Raw genomic sequence first — 13,262 nt, forward strand, 5'->3', positions numbered from 1 at the left:
CGCTGTGGGCCGGGATGATCAGAGCGAGTCGATCATCTCGGCCAGCACCGCGAGGCAATCCTTGCCCAACTGCATGGAGCGCGCGGGCGACCAGCCGGTTTCGGCATCGGGCAAGTCGTCATTATCCTTGAACGGCATTTCCAGCGTCATCGCCACCGCGCCGAATCGTTCTGCGATCTGATTGGTGGACATGGCAAGGTTCGCGCGCCCTGCGCCCGCTACCGGATAGCCCAGGCGCGTCTGGAAATCGGGCGTCCGCGCCGCCAGCGTGTCGCGATAGCGGTGATAGAGCGACACTTGCCGGTCGGTGATCGACGGGATGCCTTCGAACCCGGCGATGAACACCGCAGGAATCGCTTCGTCGCCATGCACGTCCATCGCGAAGTCCACGCCGGTTTCATCCATCGCGTTGCGGACCAGCAGCACTTCCGGGCTGCGTTCCATAGACGGGTCATGCCATTCGCGGTTGAGGTTCACCCCCACCGCATTGGTGCGCAGATGGCCCCGGCGGCTGCCATCGGGGTTCATATTGGGGACGAGGTGGATGGTCGCCTTCTGGCGCAGCAGCCGGGCAACGGCATCCTCTTCGTCGGTCAGACGCTCCAGCGCGCCTTCCATCCACCATTGCGCCATCGATTCGCCGGGATGCTGGCGGGCATAGAGCCACACCTGCTTGGGACCATCGCCGATGGTCAAAAGGTCGATCGGCTGACCATCCAGCGTCAGCCCCAATTCGCGATGCGCGACACCCGGCTGGCAGGCGGCAAAGGCGATCAGGTCATGGTGCCGCTCCATCGAATAAGGCGCGAAATAGGCGACCCACACGACATTGGCATCGCTCGCCAGCCGGATGGTCAACGTGCCATCGGCATAGCTGGTGTCGGCCTGGGTCCAGATTTCTCGGTCCTCGCTCACCCGCGCCTTATAATCGACCCAGCCATCGGGATAGGCCGACCCGCCACAATTGACGATCGCCAGTTCCACCTCTTGCCCCGCTGCCCCGGCAACCCGGAAGTGGAACCATTGATAGAAGTCGCTCTGATGATCCGTCACGATCGCCAGCTCGGCGCGCGCGCCGCTTGGCGTATCGGTGATGGAGAGGGTGCGAATATTGCCGCTGTCAAAGCCGCTGGAAATGGAAATGGTCATTTGACGGTTATAGTCCGGCCCGATTCGCCCGGATAGCCCCCGATCAAGGCACCGGCGAGCTTTTGTGCGGCAATGCCCGGCTGCGCGGCGGGCGTGCCCTGCTTCGCTTCGGTATAGGCGCGGCCCTCCCAGATGGTCGCCGAATCGGACCGGCGACGCAGTTGCACATGCAATTGCGTGGTCACGATATCCTTGGGCTTGCCCGACAAGTTGATGCCGACACCCAGGCCCATGCCCGAAAAGCCGCCGCTGCCGATGCCGCCGCCCATGCCGACGGTGACGGGGCGATCATTGCGCGCCTGGCCTGAGGGGCGGAAGCTGCGCTGGAAGCTGACCAGCGCAACATAGTCACTGGTCGCGCCCGGCGCGACGCTGGTGAAGCCTACCCGCTGCCATTCCTGCGCGACGGCGGCGGCATAGGTGCGGAATTCCAGGCTGATGTCAGGATTGCCGGGCATTTCCTCCACCGCGACCGTGCCCGTCCGGGCGGGATTACCGACATGGAAGCGCGTCACTTCCACCTGTGGCACGGCGGTTGCGCACGCGGCCAGCGGCAGGGCAAGGCAGGCGGCAAGAATCAGGCGCTTCGACATCGATTTCACTCCAACGTGGCTCTCCACCGATAAACGGCGCGACCAGCTATATTCCCTCCAACGCGCAAAGCCATGAAGTTGCTGCATGACCGATGAACAACGGCAAAAGAGCGCCCGCCGCCCTTGACTTTGGCCCGCCCCACCCATAGGGGCAGCGCTTCGATTTTCCATCACAGTCAGATTCACCAAGGGCCGATGCCATGAAGATCCGCAACTCGCTCAAGTCGCTCAAGGACCGCCACCGGGACAACCGCGTGATCCGTCGTCGCGGCCGCACCTACGTCATCAACAAGACCAACCGCCGCTTCAAAGCCCGCCAGGGCTAAGCATAGCGGTCAGGATGGTGCCGTTTCCGGCGCTGTCCTAAGCCATCGGACTAACCAGTCCTTTCAGAGCGCCCGATCGAGCATGATCGGGCGCTCGATGCGTTTGCGCGCGGGGTTGGGGCAATGCGTGGCGTTTGTCCCGCATCTTAGCCGGAGCGCTTCGCATAACGCACCAACCCATCCCCGTTCGGGCTGAGCCTGTCGAAGCCCCTTTCTTCTCTCAAGAAAAAGAAGGCCCTTCGACAAGCTCAGGGCGAACGGAAAAGGGTGATGTTCGCTACGCTTGCGCGGGTGTTGGTGCCCAGGTGCAAATCCCTCTCCCTTGAGGGAGAGGGTTGCGAAGACTTGGCAGCTTGCTGCCTAGTCGTAGCTGGGTGAGGGTGTAGCGCGCTTATAGCTCATTCCCGCCCCTTCAATTCATCGCCCTGCACCGCCGCGACGTGCAGCACGTTGGTCGACCCCGGCGTACCGAAGGGGACGCCCGCCAGCACCACGATCTTGCCGCCCTTTTCCGCCATACGATGCCGCAGCGCCATGCGGCGGGCCTTGCCGATCATCTCCTCGAACGTGCCGATATCCTTGGTGCGGATGGCGTACACGCCCCATGTCAGCCCCAGCTTGCGCGCGGTATCCGTGCGCGGCGTCAGGGCCAGGATCGGCGCGGAGGGCCGTTCGCGCGCAACGCGCCGCACCGTGCTGCCCGATGAGGTGAAGCAGGTGATGACGCTCGCGCCCACCACGGTAACGATATTGCCCGCCGCTTCAGCGAGCGCGTCGGCGGTAGTGGGATCGGGCTTCGTTTCGGTGAAGTGCAGCCGCGCCAGATAGCCCGGATCGCGCTCGACGCTGTTGGCGATGCTGTCCATCATCGCGACCGCCTCGACCGGCCAGTCACCCGCCGCCGTTTCCGCCGACAACATGATCGCGTCGGCCCCGTCATAGACCGCCGTCGCCACGTCCGACACTTCGGCGCGAGTCGGGGATGGCGACTTGATCATCGATTCGAGCATCTGCGTCGCAACCACCACCGGACGGCCCAGTCGCCGCGCGGTCGCCACGATCTGCTTCTGCAGCGGTGGCACCGATTCGGGGGGGAGTTCGACGCCCAGATCGCCGCGCGCGACCATCACGCCATCGGCCATCTCGACGATTTCCTCCAGCCGCTGCACGGCGGATGGCTTTTCGATCTTGGCCATCAGCGATCCATGCCCGCCCATCAGCTTGCGCGCCTCGGCCAGATCTTCCGGCCTCTGCACGAAGCTGAGCGCGATCCAGTCGCACCCCTGCTCGATCGCGAAGCTGAGGTCACGCCGGTCCTTTTCGGTCAGCGCGGGCACCGGCACCACCACGTCGGGCACGTTCACGCCCTTGCGGTTGGACAGCGTACCGCCGACCTCGACGATCGTGTCGATACGGTCGTCGCTGATCGCCTGTACCCGCAGCACCATCTTGCCATCGTCCAGCAGCAGCCGGGTGCCCGGCACCAGCGCGGCATAGATTTCGGGATGGGGCAGGTTCACGCGGCGGGCGTCACCCGGCGTTTCGTCGCGATCGAGGATGAAGGGCGCGCCCTTCTCCAGGATTGCCAGGCCCTTTTCGAACGTGCCGACGCGCAGTTTCGGCCCCTGCAAGTCGCCCAATATGGTGGTCGGCCGATGAAATTCATTTTCCAGTTCGCGGATGATGGCGATCCGCGCGGCATGGTCCTCATGCGCGCCATGGCTCATATTGATGCGAAAGGCGTCGGCACCCGCGATGAACAGCGCGCGGATCATCTCCGCACTGTCGCTCGCAGGACCAAGCGTCGCAAGAATACGGACCTTGCGCGAGCGGGGCGGTAACTTCGTCATGTGTTCTCCTGGCCGTCATATGCGCTCCGCACTTGCCGGAGCGTCGTTATGGGGTATCCGTGCTGCACGACAGGATGATGTAGATCAGCGAAAGGGTTTCACGCCGATGAACGACACCATAGTCACAGATGAAGTTGCTGCAACCGCCTTCCGCCGCTTGGTGGCGCATTTGCAGCACCGCACCGACGTGCAGAATATCGACCTGATGGGGCTGGCCGGCTTTTGCCGCAATTGCCTCGCTGACTGGATCGCGGAAGCGGACGGCACGCTGACGCGGGATGAAGCCCGCGAAATCATCCACGGCATGCCCTTTGCCCAGTGGAAGGCGCAGCATCAGGGCGAGGCGACCCCGGAACAGATCGCCCGGATGAAAGAGAGTGTGGCGAAGAACGCCGACACTCACTAGGACGCCCCCCAACCGATTCACATTCCATATGGAGACATCATCCCATGACCGAACCCAACGTCGCCGCCGACCAGCTACGCCTCTTGATCGAGCGCATCGAACGGCTGGAAGAAGAAAAGAAGGGCATCGGCGACGACATCAAGGACGTCTATCTGGAAGCCAAGGCGACCGGCTACGACCCCAAGATCATGCGCCAGATCGTCCGCCTGCGGAAGATGCAGCCGCATGACCGGCAGGAAATGGAAGCCATCCTCCAGACCTATTTGTCCGCGCTGGGCATGGAGTAAGACTCCGCCTCCGTTCGTCCTGCGCTTGTCGAAAGGTTCCTCTGAGCGTAGCGAAGTGCCTTCACTGCGTTCAGGCCAAGGCTTCGACAGCCTCAGCCCGAACGGGATCTGAGGGAGAGCGAAATGTCCGAGATCATCGTCAGCACCACCAGCCGCCTGGAAGGGCGACCGGCCAAGGAATATCTGGGCATCGTCACCGGCGAGGTGATCGTGGGGGCTAATCTGTTCCGCGACCTGTTCGCCAGCGTGCGCGACATCGTCGGTGGCCGGTCGGGCGCTTATGAGGATGTGCTGCAACGCGCGCGCGAGCAGGCGATCGGCGAGATGCGGATGCGCGCGGCGACGCTGGGCGCGAACGCGGTGGTCGGCGTCGATCTCGACTATGAAGTGCTTGGCGCCAACGGGTCGATGCTGATGGTATCGGCCTCCGGGACCGCGATCCTAGTGTAACATTGCGCACGGGCGCGTCGCTCGCTAGAGAGCGCGCTCGTGTTTCACCAGAAAATGTCAGGAGAAGGCCGTGGCCGGCCATTCCAAATTCAAGAACATCATGCATCGCAAGGGCGCGCAGGACAAGAAGCGCTCCTCGATGTTCTCTAAGCTCAGCCGCGAAATCACCGTCGCGGCGAAGATGGGCATGCCCGATGTGGACATGAACCCGCGCCTGCGCCTGGCGGTCAACGCCGCCAAGGCCCAGTCCATGCCCAAGGACAATATCCAGCGCGCGATCGACAAGGCGATCGGCGGCGACACCGACAATTATGAAGAAGTCCGCTATGAGGGCTATGGCCCCGGCGGCGTCGCCATCATCGTCGAAGCGCTGACCGACAATCGCAATCGCACCGCGACCAATGTTCGCACCGCCTTCTCGAAGAATGGCGGCAATCTGGGCGCGTCGGGCGCGGTCAGCCATGGGTTCGACCGCGTCGGCCTGATCACCTATCCCGCCAGCGCGGGCGATGCCGAGACGATCTTCGAAGCGGCGCTCGAAGCCGGCGCGGAGGATGTTTCGTCCAACGAGGACGAGCATGAAATCTGGACCGCGATGGACGCGCTCCATGAAGTGTCCAAGGCGCTGGAAGCCAAGCTCGGCGAAGCGGAAGGCGCAAAACTCGCCTGGCGTCCGCAGACCACCACCGAAGTCGACGAAGCCAATGCCGCGACCTTGCTTAAGCTGGTCGATACGCTGGAAGATGATGACGACGTCCAGACCGTGTGGGGCAATTATGAAGTGTCCGATGCGGTGATGGAGAAATTGGGTTGATCCAATAAGCTACGCCCCTGCGAGGGGGCGTTGCGAAATATTGGCAACCCCATAGTTCATCGTCATTCCCGCGAAGGCGGGAACCCATCTCCCACCTTATCGGCTTGATCTGAAGGTTCGGAGATGGATCCCCGCCTGCGCGGGGATGACGGAATTTTGGGAATGGGGCGAGTTCGCGACATTCTCCTCAAAGATGAGGGGCTGGATTTGCCGTCATGATTCTCCTCGGCCTCGACCCCGGATTGGGCACGACCGGCTGGGGCTTGATCGCCGCGGACGGCAACCGGCTCACCCATCTCGCCAATGGCCAGATCAAGACCGACAGCGCGATGCCCCTGGCGACGCGCCTGCTGGCGATCGACCTTGCGCTCACGGACCTGATCCTCGAACATCGGCCCGATGGCGCGGCGGTCGAAGAGGTGTTCGTCAACGTCAATCCGCAGTCCACGCTCAAACTGGGGCAGGCGCGCGGCGTCATCCTGCTCGGCGCGGCGCGGTCGGGTATGGAAGTGGGCGAATATGCCGCTAGGCTCGTCAAAAAATCGGTCGTCGGCGTCGGCAACGCATCGAAGGATCAGGTCCATGCGATGGTATCGCGGCTGCTGCCCGGCGTGAAGATCGCCGGGCCGGACGCCGCCGACGCGCTCGCGGTCGCGATCACCCACGCCCATCACCTTGCCAGCGCGCGGCGCATCCCGACCAAGTGACAGGGGCGGCCTGAACCGCCCCCTGCCGTCTCATACCAATATCCAACGGGGACGACCCATAGACACGGTCAGTTCTCCCGACGCTTGCCCGCCTTATTGCCAGTCGAACGTCAGCGGCGCTTCGCGAAAGGCGAAGCGGTCGAGATGATCGGCGACCACCTGCTTGAAGCGCTCGACATCGGCGTCGGCCTTGGGCTCGATCGTCACCACCAGCGCCTCCGGCTCGGCCTTCATGCGGATCGGTCCCATCGGGAAGGGGATGACGCCCTGCTCGGCGTCGAACGTCACGTCGAACTTGTGGCTCCAATGTTTGCAGAGCTGTTGCAGGTAGCGGCTGGCATTGGGAGTCGGAACTTTTGCTGTCAGGGTCATGTCAGAGCCTTTCGATCTTGGTGGCGGCTTCGTCGATCAGGGACGCGACATCGAACATGGTCTGCTTGTCCGCCCCTTCCTTCTCCAGCCGTTGGTGGATGGCCATGCGCAGATTATGCAGCGCCCTGCGGACCGGCGCGCCATCGGTGCGTTCGGCCTTCTGCGCCAGCGATGCGATCCGATCCATGACCAGCGTCAAGGCGTCGCCATTGTCGGCCAGATAAGCGGTGCCTTCGTCGGTAATGGCGAACAGCTTGCGGCTGCCCTGCCCCGGCTGTTCGGCGATCAGGTCCATGTCGGCCAGCAGCGTCAGCGTGGGGTAGACGACGCCGGGGCTGGGCGCATAGACCTCGCCCGACAGGCTCTGAATCTCGCGGATCAGGTCATAGCCGTGGCGCGGCGTATCGGCGATCAGCTTGAGCAGGATCAGCTTGAGCGCGTCATTGTCGAACAGGCGCCGCCGTCCGCCGCCCCGCCCGCCGCCACCGGGCGCGCCATCGCCAAAGGGACCGCCGCGGCCCCGGCCGAAGCCGCGCCCTTCTGCGCCATCCGGGCTGAGAAAGCGGCCATGGCCGTGGTGAGCGCGACCATGGCCGCCATGTGTGTGGTGGAAGTGCATTGCATGTCTTTCAGTCTGTTTCATGATGCACTGAGATATATCTTAAAAATCGCCATCGTCAAGAGTTGCGATATATCTTATTTGCATCTCATAACTTTTGTCAGGGCGTCAGCACGTAAAAGCGCCGCGCGCCATAGACGGACCGGAAGATCGGATCGATCACCGTCATCGCGCTATAACCCGTCCGCTCGAACAGCGTGATCATCGAATCTTCGCTGTGCCAGAAGGAGGTGGGGTTACCGATCGACGCCATCGGATTATCGCCTTCGGGGAAATCCACCCCCTGATAACCGTCCCGCTCGATCAGCCGATGCCAGTCCTGCGGCGTATCCGCCACCATCTCCGGCACATGGACCTGCGTTTCGACGATCACCGGCGCGCCATAACAACAGCGCCGGAGCAGGCTTTCCTGATCGCCCAGTTCCAGATGATAGAGCAGGCCCAGCATCGCCACCACGCCATGCCCGCGCGGATCATAGTCGCGCATATCGGCCTGCACGAAGCGGATCGATCCTAGATCGTCGGGCAGGCGCTCGGTCCGGCCATCGACCGCCGTGACCGCATAGCCCAATTTCGTCGCCCAGACGCTGAACTTGCAATGCCCAGCGCCCAGATCGACCAGGGTTCGCTCTTCCGGCGCGACGACATGTTTGAGGATATGGACGAAGGTTGCGATCCGGTGGATGGCGATCTCGTCGCTCGGCACGGGAATGGTCAGCCGATCGACCCGGATCGCCGTGCCATCGGTCGCCCCGGCACCCTGCCCGTCCCCACTCATGCCATGCTCCTCCCGCATCTCGCCGTCCCGACCGATGCTGCCAGTCCAGCGCCCGAACGGGAAGAGCCGTCATAGAAAAAGCCCGTCCGACGCGGGTCGAACGGGCTTTTTCAGGCAGCAGTCTCAGAAAGCCGTGTTTAGTCGGGCGCCTTCGCCACGCTGACCAGCGCCGGGCGCAGCAGCCGGTCCTTGATCATATAGCCCGCCTGCATTTCGATCAGGATCGTGCCCGGCGCAGCATCGGCGGACGGGGTTTCCATCATCGCCTGATGCTTGTTGGGGTCGAGCGGCTGGCCCACCGACTCGATCTTGCTGATGCCGTTGCGGCCGAACACCGCTTCCAGTTCGCGGCCAGTGGCTTCCAGGCCCGCGACCAACCCCTTGAACTTGTCGTCTTCACGCAATTCCACAGGGATTGCCGCCAGCGCGCGGGACAGATTGTCGGCCACCGACAGGATATCACGGGCGAAAGCGGTCGACGCATAGGCGCGCGTATCCGCCAATTCCTTTTCCAGCCGCCGCCGCACATTCTGCGTATCGGCATGGGCGTAGAGAATATCCTGCTTGGCGGTGGCGAGTTCCGCTTCCAGCGCGGCGATGCGCTCCCCCTGGTCATCGGCCACGGGCGCATCCTCCTCCGGCAATTGATCCACGACTTCGGTATTTTCGACGTTCAAATTGTCTTCGCTCATCTCATCAATCTCGACAGCGTTTGTGCAGTGAAATCCACCATGGGGATCACGCGGGCATAGTTCAAGCGCGTGGGGCCGATCACGCCGACCACGCCGACCACCCGGCCGTCCGCGCCACGATAGGGCGCGGCTATGACCGAAGAACCCGACAGGGAAAAGAGCTTGTTTTCCGATCCGATGAAGATTTTGGTCGCGCTGCCCGCCAGCGCGCTCTCCAACAGGCGCGAAATTTCCTGCTTCCCTTCCAACTGCTCCAGCAATTGCCGCACCCGTTCGAGGTCGGCGGCCGTGCCATCATCGATCAGATGCGCCTGCCCCCGCACGATCAGCACGGGCCGGTCATCGGCATCATGCGACCAGATGGCGATGCCGCGTTCCACCAGCTCGCGCGCCGCGCCATCCAGCGCGCTGCGTTCGCTCTCCAACTCGCGCGCCAGCATGTCGCCCGCCTGCCGCAACGTCATGCCGGCAAAGCGCGCCGACATGAAATTGGCCGCTTCGTTGAGCATCGACGGGGTGACGGCGGGCGGCAGGTCCAGCACGCGATTTTCCACCGACCCGTCCTGCCCGACCAGCACGGCCAGCGCCTGCCGATCGTTCAAGGGCACGAAACCGAACTGGCGCAGCACCGGCTCGCGTCGCGGCACCATCACGATGCCTGCGCAGGCCGACAGGCCCGACAGTGCCGCCGTCGCCGCCGACAGGGCTTCCTCGATCGGCCCGCTTTCGGCGAGGCCCGCTTCGATCGCGCGCCGCTCCTCCGCCGATGGCTCGGCCGCCTGCATCATCCCGTCGACGAACAGCCGCAGCCCCGTTTCGGTCGGCATCCGCCCGGCCGACGCATGGGGCGCGGCGAGCAGGCCCAATTCCTCCAGATCCTGCATCACGTTGCGGATCGACGCAGGCGACAGGTTAAGCGTCGCCAGCTTGCTGATGGTGCGCGATCCCACCGGCAGGCCGGTACCCAGATAGCCTTCCACCACCAGGCGAAAAACGTCCCGCGCGCGGTCGTTCAGTTCGGATATGGGCGTCGTCAGCGTCATCGCGCGAATGTAGGATGGATTGCGGGCAGGCTCAACGCTTGCGCCGTGCCAAGAGGATCAGCACGACGCCAAACGCCGCGAGCAACGCGCCACGCCACATCCATGGCCTCTGATCGAGCATGAAACTGGATTGCGGCCAGTGGATAAGCCCCGCCCCCTGCCCGACCCAGAGCAGCCCCATCACCACGAGAAGGACACCCACAATCTGTAAAAGAACGCGCATCATCCATTCCTACCGGGCAGGCTTGGGTTTGATCATGCGTTCGACGTCCAGCATTTTGGGGATCGCCGCGATCGCGGTGCGCAACTTGCCATAACGGGCATCCATGCACCCAGACTGGAACTCCAGCCGGGTCGGCTTGCCATCCTTGCGGCTCCATTCGATCTTGTAACCGGGCATATCCGTTGCAAAGCGGGTGCAATTTTCGCCATTGCCGATGCGCTTGTCCGTCCCCGTCTGCGGCCGGTAGGGCGCAAGCGAGGCGCGCAGCCGCCGATATTGCGCCGGGCTGACGGTGAAGCGCGTCGGCCCCGGCACGGCGGTAAACTTCTCCGGCTCCAATATGCCCGACCCATCGGGCGTCACCCGCAAGCTATAGGACGGGCACGCGCCAAAACAGCGCCCGGCGGTAAAGCGGATCGTCTCGCCCGCCGCCATAGGCGTCTCCAGTTCGTTATCCGCCGTAGCGCATCCCGCCAGCAGCAGCGCACTCGCCGCCATCATCATTCGCATCGTCATAGCCTCTCATACCCACTTATTGTCGTCATGACACTGGCAACACACGCCGCCGGGCGCTAAGCGCCGTCACCATATCGTTTTGGAGAAATATTATGCGTCCTTCCGGCCGCGCGCCCGACCAGATGCGCGACATCACCATGGAGCCAGGCTTCACCATCCATGCCGAGGGTAGCTGTCTGATCAGCTTCGGCGACACGCGCGTGCTATGCACCGCCTCGGTCGAAGAGAAGGTGCCGCCCTTCCTGCGCGGCAAGGGGTCGGGCTGGGTCACCGCCGAATATGGCATGCTGCCCCGCGCCACCCACACGCGCGGCAGCCGCGAAGCCGCCAAGGGCAAGCAGTCGGGCCGTACCCAGGAAATTCAGCGCCTCATCGGCCGCTCGCTGCGCACAGTCGTGGACATGAAGAAGCTGGGCGAACGCCAGATCGTGATCGATTGCGACGTGATCCAGGCCGATGGCGGCACCCGCACGGCGGCGATTTCCGGTAGCTGGGTCGCGCTGCGCATCGCGGTGGACAAGCTGATGGCGTCGGGCGCGCTCAAGGAAGACCCGATCATCCAGAAGGTCGCGGCGATCAGCTGCGGCATCTACAATGGCACCCCCGTCCTCGACCTCGATTATGCCGAGGACAGCAATGCCGAAACCGACGCCAACCTCATCCTGACGGGCGACGGAAAATTCGCCGAAGTGCAGGCGACCGCCGAGGGTGCCGCCTATGACGAGGAAGAACTGCTCCGCCTCCTGCGCCTCGCACGCATCGGCTGCGCCAAGATCTTCGCCGCGCAGGATGTCGCCACGGGGCGGTAACACTGCCTCCTCTCCCCGTTCGGGCTGAGCCTGTCGAAGCCCCGTCTTTTCTTCTTGAAAAGGAAGGGCGGCCCTTCGACAAGCTCAGGGCGAACGGGATTTTGGTTCAGCACGAGGAATCGGATCATGACCGACCAATTCGGACAGGAACAGGCAATCCGCAAGCTCGCCCCCGGCAAGCTGGTGATCGCCAGCCATAATGCGGGCAAGGTGCGCGAAATCGCCGCTTTGCTTGGCCCCTATGGGATTGAACCGATCTCGGCCGCATCGCTCGACCTGCCCGAACCGGAGGAAACCGGCACCACCTTCATCGCCAATGCGGAATTGAAGGCGATGCAGGCCGCCGACCTGTCCGGCCTGCCCGCGCTGGCCGACGATAGCGGCCTGTGCGTCGAGGCGCTGGGCGGCGATCCCGGCCTCTTCTCCGCGCGTTGGGCGGGCGAGTCCAAGGACTTCACGCTCGCCATGCAGAAAGTGTGGGACGGGATCGAAGCCAAGGGGCCGGATGCGGGCCATGACGCCCATTTCATCTGCGCCCTCGCCCTCGCCTGGCCCGACGGCCATATCCAGGCATTCGAAGGTCGGGTCGACGGCACGCTGGTCTGGCCCCCGCGCGGGGACCAGGGCTTTGGCTATGACGCCATGTTCGTGCCGCTCGGCCATGACATCAGCTTCGGCGAAATGGACCCCGACGCCAAACACGCCATGAGCCACCGCGCCGACGCGTTCCGGCAACTGGTGGCGGCGACATTCTGATCCGCGCCCGCGTTACGGCGCGGGCACGGCTTTCAGCGTCGCCTGACCGATGTGCCAGCGCAACTGGCCAGGCGATGCCCCCTCCACATCATTGACCCGCCGCACGACATAATCGCCAGCAAATCGTTGGACAGTGCCGTTCTGCAACTGCGAATCCACCGTCACCGGCACCGTCTGATAGATCGACCCAGCGCCAGCGCTACCCGGCTCCACCTTGCCGATCGTCACCCGCGTCGACCGGGTATTGGCAAAGCCCGCCTGAAAACCCTGCAAGGTCTGGTTCGGCGCGCCATCATCCCCCCATTGCGCCCAGGCCGTGCCATAATCCCTGGCGTTGATCGCGGCATAATAGCGCTGCACGACGGCGATCGCCGCCGCCACGCTCTTGGGCGCGGGGTCGCATCCCGGCATCGGGTCGCCCTTCCCGTCGAACAGGGCGCAACTGCGCGCAATCTCATTCTCGATCAGCGCGCAGCTATTGGCCGCATTGCATGGTGGATGGGTTGCTGGCGACACATTGCGGCACAGCTTGACGCGCTCGGCGGCTGCCGTAGCTCCAATGTCCGCCGCGCAGGACAAGGGCTGCGGCGCGGCGGCCGCCGTGGCGACATTAACCGGAGCAGCGGTTTGCGGCGGCGCGTCCACGTCGGGGCTCGCAACCAAAGGCGCTGCTGCATCATTGCGGCTTTCTGCGACATCGGGTTGCTTGGGCGCACCACAGGCGGCCAAGCCGATCAGCGCACAAACGGAAGTCGCCCAAGCCAGCTTAGGGTAGCGCATACTGTCGTCTCCTGCAGCGGTACTGATCCCGCTCAATGCGCCGTCCCGCTAAAAATATCCATGCGCGCGTCGGTGCCCTGCCTGTAGCCCCG

The 13,262-nt window shown here is 63.9% G+C and carries 19 protein-coding genes; 8 read left to right on the forward strand and 11 right to left on the reverse strand.

Annotated features, from left to right (window positions below):
* Positions 1–18 precede the first annotated feature (18 nt).
* The gene (locus BSY17_RS08095; protein WP_069065132.1) at positions 19–1,149 is read right to left on the reverse strand and encodes a M14 family metallopeptidase; all 1,131 of its coding nucleotides are present in this window, start codon (positions 1,147–1,149) and stop codon (positions 19–21) included.
* Positions 1,146–1,742, reverse strand: coding sequence for a hypothetical protein (locus BSY17_RS08100; RefSeq protein WP_069065133.1), 597 nt, complete (start codon positions 1,740–1,742; stop codon positions 1,146–1,148). Before BSY17_RS08100 ends, BSY17_RS08095 begins: the two co-directional genes overlap by 4 nt.
* A gap of 200 nt (positions 1,743–1,942) precedes the next feature.
* On the opposite strand from BSY17_RS08100, the gene ykgO reads away from it, so the two are divergent.
* Entirely contained in the window at positions 1,943–2,068 is a 126-nt protein-coding gene (gene ykgO / locus BSY17_RS08105; RefSeq protein WP_003046794.1) for a type B 50S ribosomal protein L36, read from the forward strand.
* A gap of 398 nt (positions 2,069–2,466) precedes the next feature.
* On the opposite strand, the gene pyk is transcribed toward ykgO, so the two are convergent.
* Positions 2,467–3,918, reverse strand: coding sequence for a pyruvate kinase (gene pyk / locus BSY17_RS08110; protein ID WP_083217083.1), 1,452 nt, complete (start codon positions 3,916–3,918; stop codon positions 2,467–2,469).
* Between the two features lie 106 nt (positions 3,919–4,024).
* On the opposite strand from pyk, the gene BSY17_RS08115 reads away from it, so the two are divergent.
* From BSY17_RS08115 to ruvC, 5 genes are all read left to right on the forward strand, one after another.
* Positions 4,025–4,324, forward strand: a complete 300-nt coding sequence (locus BSY17_RS08115; RefSeq protein WP_069065134.1) for a DUF1244 domain-containing protein — start codon at positions 4,025–4,027, stop codon at positions 4,322–4,324.
* A gap of 44 nt (positions 4,325–4,368) precedes the next feature.
* The gene (locus BSY17_RS08120; protein ID WP_006956223.1) at positions 4,369–4,611 is read left to right on the forward strand and encodes a DUF2312 domain-containing protein; all 243 of its coding nucleotides are present in this window, start codon (positions 4,369–4,371) and stop codon (positions 4,609–4,611) included.
* A 123-nt stretch (positions 4,612–4,734) separates the two neighbouring features.
* Positions 4,735–5,061: a heavy metal-binding domain-containing protein gene (locus tag BSY17_RS08125; RefSeq protein WP_171899206.1), complete on the forward strand. Its 327-nt coding sequence runs from the start codon at positions 4,735–4,737 to the stop codon at positions 5,059–5,061.
* Positions 5,062–5,131: 70 nt separating this feature from the next.
* The gene (locus tag BSY17_RS08130; protein ID WP_037473419.1) at positions 5,132–5,875 is read left to right on the forward strand and encodes a YebC/PmpR family DNA-binding transcriptional regulator; all 744 of its coding nucleotides are present in this window, start codon (positions 5,132–5,134) and stop codon (positions 5,873–5,875) included.
* 215 nt (positions 5,876–6,090) lie between these two features.
* Positions 6,091–6,582: a crossover junction endodeoxyribonuclease RuvC gene (gene ruvC, locus BSY17_RS08135; RefSeq protein WP_037473417.1), complete on the forward strand. Its 492-nt coding sequence runs from the start codon at positions 6,091–6,093 to the stop codon at positions 6,580–6,582.
* Positions 6,583–6,675: 93 nt separating this feature from the next.
* Here ruvC and BSY17_RS08140 read toward each other — a convergent pair whose 3' ends face one another.
* The 7 genes from BSY17_RS08140 to BSY17_RS08170 form a co-directional block, all read right to left on the reverse strand.
* The gene (locus BSY17_RS08140; RefSeq protein WP_069065135.1) at positions 6,676–6,954 is read right to left on the reverse strand and encodes a DUF2218 domain-containing protein; all 279 of its coding nucleotides are present in this window, start codon (positions 6,952–6,954) and stop codon (positions 6,676–6,678) included.
* A gap of 1 nt (position 6,955) precedes the next feature.
* On the reverse strand, positions 6,956–7,597 hold the full coding sequence (locus BSY17_RS08145; RefSeq protein ID WP_237236460.1) for a PadR family transcriptional regulator: 642 nt from the start codon (positions 7,595–7,597) through the stop codon (positions 6,956–6,958).
* Between the two features lie 76 nt (positions 7,598–7,673).
* On the reverse strand, positions 7,674–8,351 hold the full coding sequence (locus BSY17_RS08150; RefSeq protein WP_150125752.1) for a class I SAM-dependent methyltransferase: 678 nt from the start codon (positions 8,349–8,351) through the stop codon (positions 7,674–7,676).
* A 137-nt stretch (positions 8,352–8,488) separates the two neighbouring features.
* On the reverse strand, positions 8,489–9,043 hold the full coding sequence (gene grpE / locus BSY17_RS08155; RefSeq protein WP_069065138.1) for a nucleotide exchange factor GrpE: 555 nt from the start codon (positions 9,041–9,043) through the stop codon (positions 8,489–8,491).
* Entirely contained in the window at positions 9,040–10,086 is a 1,047-nt protein-coding gene (gene hrcA / locus BSY17_RS08160; protein ID WP_037473405.1) for a heat-inducible transcriptional repressor HrcA, read from the reverse strand. The genes grpE and hrcA overlap by 4 nt, the downstream gene beginning before the upstream one ends.
* Positions 10,087–10,117: 31 nt before the next feature.
* On the reverse strand, positions 10,118–10,312 hold the full coding sequence (locus tag BSY17_RS08165) for a hypothetical protein (protein WP_069065139.1): 195 nt from the start codon (positions 10,310–10,312) through the stop codon (positions 10,118–10,120).
* A gap of 6 nt (positions 10,313–10,318) precedes the next feature.
* Positions 10,319–10,825, reverse strand: coding sequence for a DUF6438 domain-containing protein (locus tag BSY17_RS08170; RefSeq protein WP_216095602.1), 507 nt, complete (start codon positions 10,823–10,825; stop codon positions 10,319–10,321).
* A gap of 92 nt (positions 10,826–10,917) precedes the next feature.
* On the opposite strand from BSY17_RS08170, the gene rph reads away from it, so the two are divergent.
* Positions 10,918–11,634 (forward strand): ribonuclease PH, encoded by a 717-nt coding sequence (rph, locus tag BSY17_RS08175; RefSeq protein WP_037472629.1) that lies wholly within the window; start codon positions 10,918–10,920, stop codon positions 11,632–11,634.
* A gap of 126 nt (positions 11,635–11,760) precedes the next feature.
* Positions 11,761–12,390, forward strand: a complete 630-nt coding sequence (gene rdgB / locus BSY17_RS08180) for an RdgB/HAM1 family non-canonical purine NTP pyrophosphatase (RefSeq protein ID WP_069065141.1) — start codon at positions 11,761–11,763, stop codon at positions 12,388–12,390.
* Positions 12,391–12,402: 12 nt separating this feature from the next.
* Here the strand turns inward: rdgB and BSY17_RS08185 are convergent, their stop codons facing one another.
* The gene (locus BSY17_RS08185; protein WP_069065142.1) at positions 12,403–13,170 is read right to left on the reverse strand and encodes a hypothetical protein; all 768 of its coding nucleotides are present in this window, start codon (positions 13,168–13,170) and stop codon (positions 12,403–12,405) included.
* Between the last annotated feature and the right edge of the window lie 92 nt (positions 13,171–13,262).

This window comes from Sphingobium sp. RAC03 (assembly GCF_001713415.1).
Taxonomy (GTDB): domain Bacteria; phylum Pseudomonadota; class Alphaproteobacteria; order Sphingomonadales; family Sphingomonadaceae; genus Sphingobium.

What these genes read in the sequence shown, in the direction of transcription:
- BSY17_RS08095 (WP_069065132.1), bottom strand. Translation starts at nt 1,149, where the DNA reads ATGACCATTTCCATTTCCAGCGGCTTTGACAGCGGCAATATTCGCACC.
- BSY17_RS08100 (WP_069065133.1), bottom strand. Translation starts at nt 1,742, where the DNA reads ATGTCGAAGCGCCTGATTCTTGCCGCCTGCCTTGCCCTGCCGCTGGCC.
- ykgO (WP_003046794.1), top strand. Translation starts at nt 1,943, where the DNA reads ATGAAGATCCGCAACTCGCTCAAGTCGCTCAAGGACCGCCACCGGGAC.
- pyk (WP_083217083.1), bottom strand. Translation starts at nt 3,918, where the DNA reads ATGACGAAGTTACCGCCCCGCTCGCGCAAGGTCCGTATTCTTGCGACG.
- BSY17_RS08115 (WP_069065134.1), top strand. Translation starts at nt 4,025, where the DNA reads ATGAACGACACCATAGTCACAGATGAAGTTGCTGCAACCGCCTTCCGC.
- BSY17_RS08120 (WP_006956223.1), top strand. Translation starts at nt 4,369, where the DNA reads ATGACCGAACCCAACGTCGCCGCCGACCAGCTACGCCTCTTGATCGAG.
- BSY17_RS08125 (WP_171899206.1), top strand. Translation starts at nt 4,735, where the DNA reads ATGTCCGAGATCATCGTCAGCACCACCAGCCGCCTGGAAGGGCGACCG.
- ruvC (WP_037473417.1), top strand. Translation starts at nt 6,091, where the DNA reads ATGATTCTCCTCGGCCTCGACCCCGGATTGGGCACGACCGGCTGGGGC.
- BSY17_RS08140 (WP_069065135.1), bottom strand. Translation starts at nt 6,954, where the DNA reads ATGACCCTGACAGCAAAAGTTCCGACTCCCAATGCCAGCCGCTACCTG.
- BSY17_RS08145 (WP_237236460.1), bottom strand. Translation starts at nt 7,597, where the DNA reads ATGAAACAGACTGAAAGACATGCAATGCACTTCCACCACACACATGGC.
- BSY17_RS08150 (WP_150125752.1), bottom strand. Translation starts at nt 8,351, where the DNA reads ATGAGTGGGGACGGGCAGGGTGCCGGGGCGACCGATGGCACGGCGATC.
- grpE (WP_069065138.1), bottom strand. Translation starts at nt 9,043, where the DNA reads ATGAGCGAAGACAATTTGAACGTCGAAAATACCGAAGTCGTGGATCAA.
- hrcA (WP_037473405.1), bottom strand. Translation starts at nt 10,086, where the DNA reads ATGACGCTGACGACGCCCATATCCGAACTGAACGACCGCGCGCGGGAC.
- BSY17_RS08165 (WP_069065139.1), bottom strand. Translation starts at nt 10,312, where the DNA reads ATGATGCGCGTTCTTTTACAGATTGTGGGTGTCCTTCTCGTGGTGATG.
- BSY17_RS08170 (WP_216095602.1), bottom strand. Translation starts at nt 10,825, where the DNA reads ATGACGATGCGAATGATGATGGCGGCGAGTGCGCTGCTGCTGGCGGGA.
- rph (WP_037472629.1), top strand. Translation starts at nt 10,918, where the DNA reads ATGCGTCCTTCCGGCCGCGCGCCCGACCAGATGCGCGACATCACCATG.
- rdgB (WP_069065141.1), top strand. Translation starts at nt 11,761, where the DNA reads ATGACCGACCAATTCGGACAGGAACAGGCAATCCGCAAGCTCGCCCCC.
- BSY17_RS08185 (WP_069065142.1), bottom strand. Translation starts at nt 13,170, where the DNA reads ATGCGCTACCCTAAGCTGGCTTGGGCGACTTCCGTTTGTGCGCTGATC.